This window comes from Candidatus Methylomirabilota bacterium (genome assembly GCA_035315345.1).
Lineage (GTDB): Bacteria > Methylomirabilota > Methylomirabilia > Rokubacteriales > CSP1-6 > CAMLFJ01.
Window position 1 is genome coordinate 29,938 of the sequence record DATFYA010000003.1, and the last position, 13,508, is coordinate 43,445.

Here is a 13,508-nt window from a genome sequence, read left to right on the forward strand (position 1 = left end):
CACGCCATGCACATCGGTCTTTGCATGTTCGCCACCGACTACGCCATCCGCATCGACGAGCTGGCCCGCGCCGCCGAGGAGCGCGGCTTCGAGTCGCTGTTCGTGCCGGAGCACACCCACATCCCGGCCAGTCGCCGCACCCCGTTTCCCGGCGGCGGCCAGCTGCCGAAGGAGTACTCGCACACGTTCGATCCCTTCGTGGCCCTGATGGCCGCGGCGGCCGCGACCAAGCGGCTGAAGGTCGGGACCGGCATCTGCCTGATCATCGAGCGCGACACCATCACCACCGCCAAGGAGGTGGCGAGCCTGGACCTCCTCTCGGGTGGCCGCTTCCTGTTCGGGATCGGAGCCGGATGGAACGCGGAGGAAATGGAGAATCACCAGACCGAGTTCAAGAGCCGGTACCGGCGGATGCGGGAGCAGGTGCTGGCCATGAAGGAGATCTGGACGAAGGACGAGGCGCAGTTCCGGGGCGAGCACGTGAAGTTCGATCCGATCTGGTCCTGGCCCAAGCCGGCCCAGAAGCCGCATCCGCCCGTCCTGCTGGGCGGCGAGAGCGGGCACACCCTTCAGCGGGTGGTGGATTTCTGCGAGGGCTGGTTCCCGCGCGGCCGGGCCGGTGACGTGATCCTGAGCGGACTCAAGGACCTGCAGGCGCGGGCGGCACGGGCGGGACGGGACATGAACACGATCTCGGTCTCGGTGTTCGGCGCCAAGCCCGACGAGGCCACGCTCGAGAGCTACGTGGGAGCCGGCATCACGCGCTCGATCCTGCGTCTTCCTTCGGAAGGCCGCGACGTGATCCTGCCGCTCCTCGACCAATACGCCAAGCTGATCCGCTGAGGAGAGACGGAGGGGGGCGTGGGCCCCCCTCCCGGATCAGTTCTCGACGAAGGCGCGGAGGGCGCGGCCTCGCAGTGGATGGCGCAGCTTGCGCAGCGCCTTGGTCTCGATCTGGCGGATGCGCTCGCGGGTCACCGAGAAGCGTCGGCCCACCTCTTCCAGGGTGTGCTCGCCGGCCTCGCCGATGCCGAAGCGCAGTCTCAGAATCTCCTTCTCCTTGGGCGACAGCGTGCTGAGCGCCCGCTCCACCTGATTCGTCAGGTCCTGGGTGATCAGGTTGTCGTTGGGAGACTCCGCCCCCTTGTCCTCCAGGAAGTCGCCCAGCTCGGAGTCGTCGCCGATCGGCGTCTCCAGCGAGAGCGGCTTGCGGGAGGACTCGAGGATGAGCCGCACCTTGCGCGCGGGCACCCCGGTGCGCTGGGCGAGCTCCTCGGGCGTCGGCTCGCGTCCCATCTCGTTGACCAGCGACCGGTTCACGCGGGAGATGCGGTTGAGCGTCTCGACCATGTGCACCGGGATCCGGATGGTGCGCGAGTGGTCCGCGATCGCGCGCGTGATCGCCTGACGAATCCACCACGTCGCGTAGGTCGAGAACTTGAAGCCGCGGCGGTACTGGAAGCGGTCCACCGCCTTCATCAGGCCGATGTTGCCCTCCTGCACGAGGTCCAGCAGCGACAGCTCGCTGCCCAGGTAGCGCTTGGCCACCGAGACCACCAGCCGAAGGTTGGCCTCCATCAGCTCCTTCTTGGCCTGACGGACGACGCGGTCGTGCTCCTCGATCTCGCCGAGGGAGACCAGGAGCGCCTTGCGGGTCAGCCCGGCGGCCTGCTCCCGCTGCCGCAGCTCGGTGCGCGACTTTCCGCCGCTCATGCCCTTGGCGAGATGACGGATGTCGACGACCAGCTGATCGACCAGCGCCGGCTTCAGGGGCAGCCGCTCGAGCACGGTCTGGATGGAATCCCGGTTCTGGGCGATCCACTTGTTGTAGTTGGCGCGGGTGGTCTTGCTGCGCCGCTTGTCACGGAGCGCCTGGTGCAGGCGCTCGATCTCGCGCTCCAGGCGGCGGATACGGGCGAACGCGGCCAGGCTCGAGCGCACCTCGCTGGGGGTGGGCTCCCCGCCCTCGGGCAGCAGGATCACGTCGTCGAGCGGCACTTCGTCCCGGCGGACGCGATCGACCAGCACCAGGAGCTTCGCGGTCGCGAAGGGCACCCGACCCAGGGCGCGGCGCAGCGCGATCTGGCCCACCTCGATGCGGCGGCCGAGCGCCACTTCCTCTTCGGCTCGCAGGAGGGAGACCTTGCCGATTTCCTTCAGATACAGGCGAACCGGATCCTCGGCCGGCGAGGCAGAGGGACGCAGCGCCGCCTCGGACAGGGCCGGGGTCTCGTCCATCTCGACCGCGGAATCGACCACGCGGTCCAGCTCGTCATCGACGGGAGGGGCGCTCTGTGCGCTCGACTTCTGGGGCTGGCGTCCCCGCCGCTTCGTCTCGCTCTGAGCCGGCTTGAAGTGGCTCACCTCTGTCGCGACCATCACGGTGTCGGTCTCTCTGAAAGTCATTACGGCCTCTCGTATCGTCAGGGGTGCACGCGCGCCCGGTAATTGTTTCCCTGGGGCCGCTCGGTGTCGACGCTGTCAGGCCCCGCCACATCGGTTTAGATGAGCGAGGTGATGCAACCGATGCAGTCCGCGAGCCCACCAGCAACCCTCGAGCCAGAAACCGGCGACCGTCACGGCTCGTTCCGGGTGCCCCAGGGGTTCAACAGCTGACGCGTCGAACCCGGCGATTATTCAGCGGCCGAGCGTGTCCAATTGGCCGCAGTCCCGACGGCTCGGAGCACGCGCCGGATAGTGGGGAAGGTCGACTCGGCGGAAGGTTACTGCGCCTTATTCAGGACCAGGTCGAATGTGGCGAGCACGGCTTCCTGGACGGAGATCAGCCAGATTCGGATGGGGACGACGCCCCAATCACGCGGCTTGATCCAGCTTTCTCCCCGTACCCACAGCGCACCACCGGGGCGTAGTCGCACCCGACCGGAAAAATCGACCGGTCGAGATTCCCCTCTCATGGTCAAGACGCCGCGGATGGTCAGCAGGACATCGTTGTTCTCGGCAAGGGAGCTGAACGAGCTCTCGACCTTGTCGATCCGGTACCGGATCTCCGGCTGATGCTCGGCATCCAGCGTGCGGTGGATGGCGACGTCGCGCTTCTTGTCGGCAGATCGCAGGGATGCGGCCGGCACCACGACCTGCCCTCGGATGGGCTGTTTCAGATCGGCGATGTCCGCCTCGATCTCGCCGGTCGGCGACTCGCTGGTGAGCGAAAAGTTCTGAAAGGGGTGAAACGCGTCGAACCCCGCCCGACTCTGGCCGGACTCGACCGTGAATCGCTGCATCTCGGCGGCCGCCGGGCCCGCCAGGATCAGGATCCCGGTAAAGCAGAAGGCCGCGACTCGCCTGAGCATACGCGGTGGGATACCATGGGCGCCCACGACGGGTCAATCGTTCCGGGGAAATGTGTTGACTCCGGGCCGCAGCCGGTTCTACCGTCTAAACGCCCGCCATGATGAGCGATTGATGGCCATTGCCCCCAGCGCCTCCTACAGCTTCACGGTCCGGCTCGCCATCCGGAACAAGCCCGGCATGCTGGGACGCGTCACCTCCGCCATTGGTCGAGCGGGTGGCGACATCGGCGCGGTGGACCTGGTCGAGATGACCGGGGAGCAGGTGCTCCGCGACATCACGATCAAGGCCCGGGACAGCCGACACGCCAGCGAGATCATCGACCGGCTGCGGACTGCCTCCGGGGTCCGGGTCGCCAACATCTCCGACCGCACCTTCCTGATGCACCTGGGCGGGAAGATCGAGATCCACAGCAAGGTGCCCATCCGGACCCGGGACGACCTCAGCATGGCCTATACCCCGGGAGTGGCGCGGGTATGCCTGGCGATCAAGGACGACCCCAGCCGGGCCTTCACCCTGACCATCAAGCAGAATGCGGTCGCGGTGGTGACCGACGGCACCGCTGTGCTGGGCTTGGGTGACATCGGGCCGGAGGCGGCGATGCCGGTCATGGAAGGCAAGGCGATGCTCTTCAAGGAGCTCGCCGGGGTCGACGCCTTCCCGATCGCGCTGGACACCAAGGATCCCGGCAAGATCGTGGACGCGGTGAAGATGATCGCCCCCGCCTTCGGTGGCATCAACCTGGAGGACATCTCGGCGCCGCGCTGCTTCGAGGTGGAGGAGCGGCTCCGCAAGGAGCTGGACATCCCGGTCTTCCACGACGATCAGCACGGCACCGCGGTGGTGGTGCTGGCGGCCCTGCTCAACGCGCTGAAGATCGTGCGCAAGGACATCCGCCGGATCAAGGTCGTGGTATCCGGGGTCGGGGCCGCCGGCACCGCCACCATCAAGATCCTGCTCGCTCTCGGCACCCGCGACATCATCGGCGTCGACGAGCACGGCATCATCCATCGCGGCCGCCCCGTCGGCATGGATTTCATGAAGACGTGGGTCGCGTCGGCCACCAATCCCCGCCGCCTCACCGGCCGGCTGTCGGATGCCATCCGGGGGGCGGACGTGTTCATCGGCCTCTCCGTCCCACGGGTCATGACCGTCCGAGACGTGAAGAGCATGGCACGGGACCGCATCGTGTTCGCGATGGCCAACCCGGTGCCCGAGATCCAGCCCGAGGAGGCGGAGCGCCACGTCCGGGTGATGGCCACCGGGCGCTCCGATTACCCGAACCAGATCAACAACGTGCTCTGCTTCCCCGGCTTCTTCCGAGGCCTCCTCGATTCCCGCGCCCGCCTCGTCAACGACGAGATGAAGATCGCGGCCGCCCACGCCATCGCGTCCTGCGTCGGGCGCGGGGAGCTGGGGCCCGAGTACATCATCCCCAGCGTGTTCAACAAGAACATCGCGCCCGCGGTGGCGCGCGACGTCGCGAAGGCGGCGCAGAAGACCGGGGTGGCCCGCCGGCGGCGCCGGTCAGACGCCCCGGTGTGGACGTAGCCGCGGTGAGCGGCGCGCCTCGCTGGTCCGTGATCATCCCGGCGTACGACGAGGCGGCGCGGCTTCCCGGCTATCTCAAGGACATCCAGGCGTACTTCGAGGGGCGCGACGAGCCCTACGAGATCATCGTGGTGGACGACGGCAGCCGCGACGGGACGGTGGAGCGGGTGCGCGAGGTCGCGGCGGGCCGTCCCGCGGTCACCGTGCACGCCCTGGCCGAGAACCGCGGCAAGGGACACGCGGTGCGGGTCGGCATGGCCGACGCGAGCGGCGCGCTCCGGCTCATGGCCGACGCCGACGGCGCGACCCCGATCGCGGAGGTCGCGCGGCTCGAGGCGGCGGTGGCCGCGGGGGCCGACATCGCGATCGGCTCGCGCGCGCTGCACGATCCCGCGGTGATCCGGCAGGTGCGCACGCACCGCAAGCTCTCCGGGCACGTGTTCAACTTCCTGGTGCGGCGGCTCGGGGTTCCTGGGGTGACGGACACCCAGTGCGGCTTCAAGCTCTTCCGGGGGACGGTCGCGGCCGCGCTCTTCCCGCTGGTCACCACCGACGGCTTCGGCTTCGACGTCGAGTTGCTCATGATGGCGGTGGGGCGCGGCTATCGGATCGCGGAGGTGCCGGTGAACTGGGCCGATCAGCCGGGCTCGAAGGTCGGCGTGCTGCGCCACGGGCCGCGCATGCTCCGCGAGGTGCTGTCGGCGCGCCGCCGCCTCGGGCGGGGGCGGTGACCATGATCGCGCGGCGCGCGCAGGAGATCGAGCCGTTCCTCGCCGTCGAGGTCTTCCAGCGCGCCCAGGCGCTCGAGCGCGAGGGAGCCGACGTGATCCATCTCGAGTTCGGCGAGCCGGACTTCGACACGCCGCCCGTCATCCGGGAAGCGGCCGAGAAGGCGCTGAAGGACGGCCGCACCCGCTACGCGCATCCGCTCGGCATCCTGCCGCTGCGCGAGGCCATCGCGGAGCACTATCATGCCCGCTACGGGGTGACCGTCACGCCGGACCAGATCCTGGTGACCGCGGGCAGCTCGCCCGCGTTGCTGCTGCTCTTCAGCGCGCTGCTGGATCGCGGGGACGAGGTGATCCTCTCCGATCCCTACTACGCATGCTACCCGAAGTTCGTGAAGTTCGCGGAGGGGCGGCCGGTGTACGTGCCGGTCGAAGAGTCGGACGCCTTCCAGTTCCGTCCGGAGGCGGTGGCCGCGCGCCTCGGTCCGGCCACCAAGGCGCTGCTGGTGAACTCGCCCGCCAATCCTACCGGCACCGTGCTGACCGCGGACCGCCTCGCCGCGCTGTGCCGGCTGGGGCCCTGGGTCGTGTCGGACGAGATCTATCACGGGCTGACCTACGAGGGGCCCGAGCACACCGTGCTCGAGCTCACCGACCGCGCCTTCGTGCTGAACGGGTTCTCCAAGGCCTTCGCGATGACCGGCTGGCGGGTCGGCTACCTGATCGCCCCGCGCGAGTTCGTGCCCGCCCTCACCGCCATGCACGGCAACTTCTTCATCTCGACCAACGAGTTCGTGCAGTGGGCCGCGCTCGCCGCGCTGCGCGAGGCCACCGAGGACAGCGCGCGCTTTCGTCGCGTCTTCGACGAGCGGCGGCACGCGATGGTGGCCGGACTGCGAGCCATCGGGCTGGGGGTGGGGGCGACGCCCACCGGCGCGTTCTACGTGCTCGCCAACGCCCGGCGCTACACCGCCGATTCGCTGGCCTTCGCATTCGAGATCCTCGAGCGGACCCACGTGGGGGTCACTCCCGGGGTGGACTTCGGGCCCAACGCCGAGGGCTACCTGCGCTTCTCCTACGCGCAGTCGCTCGAGCGGATCGAAGAGGCGATGCGCCGCATCGGGCCCTTCCTGGCCGCCCGGCGGTGACCGCGCCCGCCTGCGTGATGTGCGGCACGTACGGCGTCGGGGGCGGCGATCTGCACGTCGCCGACCTCGAGAGCTCGCGCGTGTTCCTGCACGAGGATCAGTTCTTTCCCGGCTATGTCCTGCTCGTGCTGCGGCGCCACGCGAGCGAGCTGTACGAGCTGTCGGCGGCCGAGCGCCGACTCCTGATCGAGGAGGTGAGCCGGGTGGCGGAGGCGCTCGCCCGGGTCTTCCGGCCGGCGAAAATGAACTACGAGCTGCTCGGCAACCAGGTGCCGCACATCCACTGGCATCTCGTCCCGCGCCTGTCCACCGACCCGGAGCCGCACGCGCCCATCTGGCGGATCGCGCACGAGCCGGCACCGCTCGATCCGACGGCCGCGCGCGAGCGCATCGACCGGATCCGCCGCGCCCTCGCCGGCGGCGCCTGACCGCGCACCCGGGTCGCCGCGTGTCCGATCGCCCGACCCGCGACTGACGCCGATGGCGGAGAGCCGCCCCGCGAAGAAGGCGCGCGCCCGGAAGATTCTGGCCCGGTTGTCGAAGGCCTATCCCGACGCCCGCACCGAGCTGCACTTCACCACGCCGCTCGACCTGCTGGTCGCCACCATCCTGTCCGCGCAGTGCACCGACGAGCGGGTGAACGCGGTGACCGCCGACCTCTTCACGCGCTACCGGACCGCCGAGGACTGGGCGGGCATCCCGCTGCCGACCCTCGAGCGCCTCATCCACTCGACCGGCTTCTTCCGGGCCAAGGCCCGCTCCCTCAACGGCATGGCGCGCGCCCTGGTCGAGCGGCATCGCGGAGAGGTGCCGAAGGCGCTCGAGGACCTGGTGGATCTCCCCGGGGTCGGCCGGAAGACCGCCAACGTCGTGCTGGGCAACGCGTTCGGCATCCCGGCGCTGGCGGTGGATACCCACGTGTTCCGGGTCTCGCAGCGGCTGGGCCTCGCCCGCGCCGACGATCCGGAGGAGATCCACGATCAGCTGTGCGAGGTGGTGCCGCGGCCGCGGTGGACCCAGGCCAGCCACCTGCTGATCCTGCACGGCCGGCGGGTGTGCTTCGCCCGCAAGCCGGCCTGCCCGGCCTGTCCGGTCCGAGATCTCTGTCCCTGGCCCGACAAGACCCGGGCGACGCCCGCGCCGCCGCCACGCCGCCCCGCATCGGGCCGGAGCAGTTGACCGTTTACGGTGTTTCCTCTATGATTACCCGTTGCCAATTCAGGCGACGATCGACGCGGCAGAAGGGCCCACATTCAGATCTCGCGGAGCGGGCAGATCTCGCGGAGCGGCAGATCTCGTGGAGCGGGCAGATCTCGCGGAGCGGGCAGATCTCGCGGGACGGATGGACGGAGAACGATGACGACGGTCATGCCGAAGGAAAGCGAAGTGGAGCGCAAGTGGTTTCTGGTCGACGCCCAGGACAAGGTGCTGGGGCGTCTGGCCACCCAGGTCGCGACGGTGCTGCGAGGCAAGCACAAGCCCCAGTTCTCGCCGCATCTCGACGTGGGCGACCACGTGGTGGTCATCAACGCGGAGAAGGTGCACCTCACCGGCCGCAAGATGACCGACAAGATCTATCGGTGGCACAGCGGATACATCGGAGGGCTGCGTGAGGTGAGCGCGGAGCGGATGCTCAAGACGCATCCCGAGCGCATGATCGAGTGGGCGGTGCAGGGCATGCTGCCGAAGGGCCGCCTCGGCCGCGCGATGGCCAAGAAGCTGAAGGTCTACAAGGGGGCGGAGCATCCGCACGCCGCCCAGAAGCCCGAGCCGCTCGCGATGCGCGAGCGCGCCCGCTGAGGAGCCCCATGGCCGTCGTCACTCGCTTCTACGGAACCGGACGCCGCAAGACGTCCGTGGCCCGCGTCTGGCTCAGCACCGGAAGCGGCCGCATCCTGATCAACCGGCGCCCCTTCGAGGAATACTTTCCGCGCGAGACGCTGCGGATGGTGATCTCACAGCCGCTGCAGCTCACGAACACCATGGGCCAGTTCGACGCGGTCGTGAACGTGGGCGGCGGGGGCCCGACCGGCCAGGCCGGCGCCGTGCGCCACGGCATCGCGCGCGCCCTGCTCCAGTTCGACGACAAGCTGCGCCAGACCCTGAAGCGGGCCGGCCTGCTCACCCGCGATCCGCGGATGAAGGAGCGCAAGAAGTACGGTCAGCCCGGCGCCCGCTCCAAGTTCCAGTACTCCAAGCGGTGACCCGTCGGTGCTGAGGGTCGCGGTCACCGGGGCCAGCGGCTACATGGGCGCGGAGCTGCTGCGCCTGCTCTCCGTCCATCCCAAGGTGCGGGTCACCGCGGTCACGTCGGAGCGCCTGGCCGGCGAGCGCCTGGACAAGAGCTATCCGCACCTGCGTGGCCTGAGCGACCTGGTCTTCCAGGAGATCTCGGCCGAGCGGCTGGCCGCCGAGGCCGACGTCGTGTTCCTCGCGCTGCCGCACATGGAGTCGCAGCGGCTGATGCCGGCGCTCCGGCGTCACGGGCGCAAGGCGATCGATCTCTCGGCGGACTACCGCTTGAAGGACGCCGCGCTGTACACCACGTGGTACAAGGCGCCCCACGAGGACGCGGCCGGGCTGGCCGAGGCGGTGTACGGGATGCCGGAGCTGCACCGCAAGGAGATCGCGGGCGCCTCCCTGGTCGCCTCGCCGGGCTGCTATCCGATGGGCGCGGTGCTCGCCACCGCGCCGCTGCTCAAGAGCGGCTGCGGCGCCGCCGACGGTATCGTGATCGACGGCAAGTCGGGAGTCACCGGCGCGGGCGCGCAGGGCCGGAAGGCCGACGCGATGTACCTCTTCACCGAGGCCAACGAGAACGTGCAGGCCTACGGCCTGGCCACCCACCGCCACACCCCCGAGATCGAGCAGGAGCTGTCCGCCCTGGCCGGGCGGCCGGTGGTGGTGAGCTTCACCCCGCACCTCGTGCCGCTCAACCGCGGCCTCTTCACCACCGCCTCGGTGCCGCTGACGAAGCCCGCGGCCACCGCCGAGCTGGTCGGGCTCTATCGCGAGTTCTATGCGGGCGAGCCGTTCGTGCGCGTGCTCGACGAGGGCCAGCGGCCGACCACGCGGTCGGTGGTCGGATCGAACTACTGCGACGTCACGGTGGTGGCCGATCCGCGCACCCAGCGCGCGGTCTGCGTGTCCGCGCTCGACAACCTGGGCAAGGGCGGGTCCGCCAACGGGATCCAGAGTCTCAACATCATGATGGGGTGGGACGAGCGGACCGGCCTCGACGCGCCTCCGGTGTATCCGTAAGCGGCATGGCCGACGTCCAGTGGCTGGAGGGAGGAATCACCGCGGTCCCCGGCATCCTCGCCTCCGGCATCGCGGCCGGCATCAAGCCGAGCGGCAAGAAGGACCTGGCCCTCATCTATTCGTCCTCGCCGGCGCGGGCGGCCGCGGTGTTCACGACCAACCAGATCAAGGGCGCGCCGGTGCTGGTCTCGCAGGAGCACGTGCGTGACGGCCGGGCCCAGGCGATCCTGGCCTCGGCGGGCTGCTCGAACGTCTGCACCGGCGAGCAGGGGATCAAGGACGCGCGCGAGATGACGCGGATCACCGGCGAGCTGCTGCGGATCGCGCCCCGCCAGGTGCTCATCGCGTCCACCGGCGTCATCGGCCAGCCGCTGCCCATGGACAAGATCCGGGCCGGGCTGCCCAAGCTGGTGAAGGGGCTGTCGCCGCAGGGCGGCCGCCTCGCCGCCGAGGCGATCATGACCACCGACACCAAGCCCAAGGAAGCGGCGCTGCGGGTCGAGGTGGCGGGCCGGCCGGTCACCATCGGCGGCATCGCCAAGGGTGTGGGGATGATCGAGCCGCACATGGCGACGATGTTCTGCTTCCTCGCCACCGACGCGATGGTGGCGCGCGACTCGCTGCCGCGGGTGCTGCGGCGGGCGGTGGACGGCTCGTTCAACCGCATCACGGTGGACAGTGACCAGTCCACCAGCGACACGGTGGCGGTGCTCGCCAACGGCCTCGCCGAGAACGCCTCGCTCGAGCGCGGCGGCAAGGCCCTCCGCCAGTTCGCGCGCGCACTCGAGGCCATCACCGAGCGGCTGGCCCGCATGCTCGTCGAGGACGGCGAGGGCGCCTCCAAGCTGGTGCAAGTGCTGGTGCGCGGCGCGCGCACCCGGCGGGAGGCGGTGGTGGCGGCCCGCTCGGTGGCCAACTCGCCGCTGGTCAAGACCGCCATCAACGGCGCCGACCCCAACTGGGGGCGCATCATGATGGCGCTGGGCAAGAGCCCCGCGCGGGTGGCCGCGGACCGGGTGGCCATCGCGATCGGCGACGAGCCGCTGGTGGAGAAGGGCATGCTGCGCCCCGGCGCGCGCATCGACCGCATCCACGAGGTGATGGGCGGCCCGAGCTACACCATCGCCGTCGACCTGGGACTCGGGCGCGGCGAAGACGCGGTGTGGACATCGGATCTCAGCGAGGAGTACGTTCGAATCAACGCGAAGTACACGACCTAATACGCACGGCTCCGAGCTTCGGTCCCCGTCGGCCGCGTCGGCCGATCGGGGAAGCGCCGCCTCCCTTTCCGGGGGCCGGCCGCTCGGGACCGGAGGCCAACCGAACGACGACGGAAAGGACGGCAGGACCATGGCGACCCTCACCATGAAGGAGCTGCTGGAGGCCGGGGTGCACTTCGGCCACCAGACCAAGCGCTGGAACCCGAAGATGCAGAAGTACATCTTCGGTGAGCGCAACGGCATCTACATCATCGATCTGCAGAAGACCCTCAAGAAGTTCCGCGAGGCTTACGCGTTCGTGCGGGATCTCGCGGCCGACGGCGGCATCGTGCTCTTCGTCGGCACCAAGAAGCAGGCCCAGGAGACGGTGCTCGAGGAGACCACCCGCTGCGGGATGTTCTACGTCAATCACCGCTGGCTGGGGGGTACCCTCACCAACTTCGCCACGATCCGGAAGTCGATCGCCCGGCTCAAGAAGCTCGACGAGATGAGCGAGACCGGCGAGTACGAGCGGCTGCCCAAGAAGGAAGTGATCGGGCTGGAGCGCGAGCGGGCCAAGCTGCAGAGCGCGCTGGTGGGCATCAAGAACATGGACCGGCTGCCCTCCGCGATCTTCATCATCGACCCCAAGAAGGAATCGATCGCGGTGGAGGAGGCGCGCCGGCTCTCCATTCCGATCGTGGCCATCGTGGACACCAACTGCGATCCGAGCGGGATCGATTACCCGGTGCCCGGCAACGACGACGCGATCCGCTCGGTCCGCCTGATCACCTCGCGCATCGCCGACGCGATCATCGAGGGCAGCGGCAGCCTGGCCAAGCAGGAGGCCGAGGCCGAGATTCCGGCGTCGCCGGACCTGCCGCTGGTGACCGAGGCCGAGATGTCGGCCTCGGCGGAAGCCGGCGCCTGAGCGCGGAGGGCGAGGAGACCACATGGCCGCGTCCGCGGAACAGGTGAAGGAGCTCCGGGAGCGTACCGGGGCGGGAGTGATGGACTGCAAGGCGGCGCTGGACGCCGCCAAGGGCGACATGCAGGGCGCGATCGAGCATCTCCGCAAGAAGGGGCTCGCCGACGCGGCCAAGAAGGCGCACCGCGAGGCCAAGGACGGGGTGGTGACGTCGTACATCCATCCCGGCGCCAAGATCGGCGTGCTGGTCGAGGTCAACTGCGAGACCGACTTCGTGGCGCGCACCGACGACTTCCAGCAGCTGGTGAAGGACATCGCGATGCAGGTGGCCGCGGCCAATCCCTCCTACGTGTCCCGGGAAGACGTGCCGGGGGCGGTGGTGGAGAAGGAGCGCGAGATCTACCGCACCCAGATGGCGGATCAGAAGAAGCCGGCCCAGGTGATCGACAAGATCATCGAGGGCAAGCTCGAAAAGTTCTACGCCGAGTCCTGCTTGATGGAGCAGCCGTTCATCCGGGACGCCTCCGGCAAGACGCGGCTGCGCGACATGGTGGATCAGGCCACCGCCAAGATGGGCGAGCGGATCGTGGTGAAGCGCTTCGCACGCTTCCAGGTAGGCGAGAGCTAGCCTCCATGGCCGCTCCCGGCGCGGCTCCCGCCTACCGGCGCGTCCTGCTCAAGATCTCGGGCGAGGCGCTGGCGGGCGGGCAGGGCTACGGGATCGACCCGGACGTCATCGGCCGCATCGCGGAGGAAGTGGCCGAGGTGGTGCGGCTGGGCGTCGAGCTGGCGGTGGTGATCGGCGGCGGCAACATCTTCCGCGGTATCGCGGCCAGCGCCGGCGGCATGGATCGGGCCACCGGCGATTACATGGGCATGCTCGCCACCGTCATCAACGCGCTGGCCCTGCAGGACTCGATCGAGAAGGCGGGGGTGCCCACTCGGGTCCTCTCCGCGATCGAGATGCGCGCGGTCGCCGAGCCCTACATCCGTCGCCGGGCCATTCGCCACCTGGAGAAGGGGCGGGTGGTGGTGTTCGCGGCGGGCACCGGCAATCCATTCTTCACCACCGATACCGCGGGGGCCCTGCGCGCGGTGGAGATCGGGGCCGAGGCGATCCTGAAGGCCACCAAGGTCGACGGCATCTACACCGCCGATCCGGCCAAGGACAAGACCGCGGTGCGTCTGCCCCGGGTCGGCTACATCGAGGTGCTCAACCGGGGGCTGCAGGTGATGGACACCACCGCCATCTCGCTCTGCATGGACAACAAGCTGCCGATCGTGGTGTTCGATCTCACGCGCAGGGGCAACATCCGCCGAATCGTCACGGGCGAGCCGGTCGGCTCGGTGGTCTCCGCCGACGCGGGCACGCCGAAGGGGTGAG

General features: G+C 69.3%; 15 protein-coding genes. 13 read left to right on the forward strand and 2 right to left on the reverse strand.

Annotation, left to right across the window (positions count from 1 at the left end):
- Window positions 1-6: 6 nt before the first annotated feature.
- Window positions 7-843: an LLM class F420-dependent oxidoreductase gene (locus VKN16_00260; GenBank protein ID HME92629.1), complete on the forward strand. Its 837-nt coding sequence runs from the start codon at window positions 7-9 to the stop codon at window positions 841-843.
- A gap of 36 nt (window positions 844-879) precedes the next feature.
- On the opposite strand, the gene VKN16_00265 is transcribed toward VKN16_00260, so the two are convergent.
- Both VKN16_00265 and VKN16_00270 read right to left on the reverse strand, forming a co-directional pair.
- A complete protein-coding gene (locus VKN16_00265; protein HME92630.1) occupies window positions 880-2,406 on the reverse strand; it encodes a sigma-70 family RNA polymerase sigma factor in 1,527 nt (508 codons plus the stop codon).
- A 317-nt stretch (window positions 2,407-2,723) separates the two neighbouring features.
- The gene (locus tag VKN16_00270) at window positions 2,724-3,311 is read right to left on the reverse strand and encodes a YceI family protein (GenBank protein ID HME92631.1); all 588 of its coding nucleotides are present in this window, start codon (window positions 3,309-3,311) and stop codon (window positions 2,724-2,726) included.
- A gap of 112 nt (window positions 3,312-3,423) precedes the next feature.
- Here VKN16_00270 and VKN16_00275 point away from each other — a divergent pair, with 112 nt between their 5' ends.
- The 12 genes from VKN16_00275 (at window position 3,424) to pyrH (ending at window position 13,507) form a co-directional block, all read left to right on the forward strand.
- Window positions 3,424-4,860, forward strand: coding sequence for an NAD-dependent malic enzyme (locus tag VKN16_00275; protein ID HME92632.1), 1,437 nt, complete (start codon window positions 3,424-3,426; stop codon window positions 4,858-4,860).
- A 5-nt stretch (window positions 4,861-4,865) separates the two neighbouring features.
- Window positions 4,866-5,591: a dolichyl-phosphate beta-glucosyltransferase gene (locus tag VKN16_00280; protein ID HME92633.1), complete on the forward strand. Its 726-nt coding sequence runs from the start codon at window positions 4,866-4,868 to the stop codon at window positions 5,589-5,591.
- A gap of 2 nt (window positions 5,592-5,593) precedes the next feature.
- Complete coding sequence (locus tag VKN16_00285) at window positions 5,594-6,736, forward strand: pyridoxal phosphate-dependent aminotransferase (GenBank protein HME92634.1); 1,143 nt, start codon at window positions 5,594-5,596, stop codon at window positions 6,734-6,736.
- On the forward strand, window positions 6,733-7,164 hold the full coding sequence (locus VKN16_00290) for an HIT family protein (protein ID HME92635.1): 432 nt from the start codon (window positions 6,733-6,735) through the stop codon (window positions 7,162-7,164). The genes VKN16_00285 and VKN16_00290 overlap by 4 nt, the downstream gene beginning before the upstream one ends.
- Window positions 7,165-7,216: 52 nt before the next feature.
- Complete coding sequence (nth, locus tag VKN16_00295) at window positions 7,217-7,915, forward strand: endonuclease III (GenBank protein ID HME92636.1); 699 nt, start codon at window positions 7,217-7,219, stop codon at window positions 7,913-7,915.
- Window positions 7,916-8,092: 177 nt separating this feature from the next.
- Complete coding sequence (gene rplM, locus VKN16_00300) at window positions 8,093-8,536, forward strand: 50S ribosomal protein L13 (protein ID HME92637.1); 444 nt, start codon at window positions 8,093-8,095, stop codon at window positions 8,534-8,536.
- Window positions 8,537-8,544: 8 nt separating this feature from the next.
- Window positions 8,545-8,940: a 30S ribosomal protein S9 gene (gene rpsI / locus VKN16_00305; GenBank protein ID HME92638.1), complete on the forward strand. Its 396-nt coding sequence runs from the start codon at window positions 8,545-8,547 to the stop codon at window positions 8,938-8,940.
- 7 nt (window positions 8,941-8,947) lie between these two features.
- The gene (gene argC, locus VKN16_00310) at window positions 8,948-9,997 is read left to right on the forward strand and encodes an N-acetyl-gamma-glutamyl-phosphate reductase (GenBank protein HME92639.1); all 1,050 of its coding nucleotides are present in this window, start codon (window positions 8,948-8,950) and stop codon (window positions 9,995-9,997) included.
- Between the two features lie 5 nt (window positions 9,998-10,002).
- Complete coding sequence (gene argJ, locus VKN16_00315) at window positions 10,003-11,217, forward strand: bifunctional glutamate N-acetyltransferase/amino-acid acetyltransferase ArgJ (protein ID HME92640.1); 1,215 nt, start codon at window positions 10,003-10,005, stop codon at window positions 11,215-11,217.
- Between the two features lie 130 nt (window positions 11,218-11,347).
- Window positions 11,348-12,127 (forward strand): 30S ribosomal protein S2, encoded by a 780-nt coding sequence (rpsB, locus tag VKN16_00320; GenBank protein HME92641.1) that lies wholly within the window; start codon window positions 11,348-11,350, stop codon window positions 12,125-12,127.
- A 22-nt stretch (window positions 12,128-12,149) separates the two neighbouring features.
- On the forward strand, window positions 12,150-12,752 hold the full coding sequence (gene tsf / locus VKN16_00325) for a translation elongation factor Ts (GenBank protein HME92642.1): 603 nt from the start codon (window positions 12,150-12,152) through the stop codon (window positions 12,750-12,752).
- 5 nt (window positions 12,753-12,757) lie between these two features.
- Window positions 12,758-13,507, forward strand: a complete 750-nt coding sequence (pyrH, locus tag VKN16_00330) for a UMP kinase (protein HME92643.1) — start codon at window positions 12,758-12,760, stop codon at window positions 13,505-13,507.
- The last annotated feature ends 1 nt before the right edge of the window (window position 13,508 follow it).

What these genes read in the sequence shown, in the direction of transcription:
- argJ (HME92640.1), top strand. Translation starts at nt 10,003, where the DNA reads ATGGCCGACGTCCAGTGGCTGGAGGGAGGAATCACCGCGGTCCCCGGC.
- rpsI (HME92638.1), top strand. Translation starts at nt 8,545, where the DNA reads ATGGCCGTCGTCACTCGCTTCTACGGAACCGGACGCCGCAAGACGTCC.
- rplM (HME92637.1), top strand. Translation starts at nt 8,093, where the DNA reads ATGACGACGGTCATGCCGAAGGAAAGCGAAGTGGAGCGCAAGTGGTTT.
- pyrH (HME92643.1), top strand. Translation starts at nt 12,758, where the DNA reads ATGGCCGCTCCCGGCGCGGCTCCCGCCTACCGGCGCGTCCTGCTCAAG.
- VKN16_00270 (HME92631.1), bottom strand. Translation starts at nt 3,311, where the DNA reads ATGCTCAGGCGAGTCGCGGCCTTCTGCTTTACCGGGATCCTGATCCTG.
- VKN16_00265 (HME92630.1), bottom strand. Translation starts at nt 2,406, where the DNA reads ATGACTTTCAGAGAGACCGACACCGTGATGGTCGCGACAGAGGTGAGC.
- VKN16_00285 (HME92634.1), top strand. Translation starts at nt 5,594, where the DNA reads ATGATCGCGCGGCGCGCGCAGGAGATCGAGCCGTTCCTCGCCGTCGAG.
- VKN16_00275 (HME92632.1), top strand. Translation starts at nt 3,424, where the DNA reads ATGGCCATTGCCCCCAGCGCCTCCTACAGCTTCACGGTCCGGCTCGCC.
- nth (HME92636.1), top strand. Translation starts at nt 7,217, where the DNA reads ATGGCGGAGAGCCGCCCCGCGAAGAAGGCGCGCGCCCGGAAGATTCTG.
- VKN16_00260 (HME92629.1), top strand. Translation starts at nt 7, where the DNA reads ATGCACATCGGTCTTTGCATGTTCGCCACCGACTACGCCATCCGCATC.
- rpsB (HME92641.1), top strand. Translation starts at nt 11,348, where the DNA reads ATGGCGACCCTCACCATGAAGGAGCTGCTGGAGGCCGGGGTGCACTTC.
- tsf (HME92642.1), top strand. Translation starts at nt 12,150, where the DNA reads ATGGCCGCGTCCGCGGAACAGGTGAAGGAGCTCCGGGAGCGTACCGGG.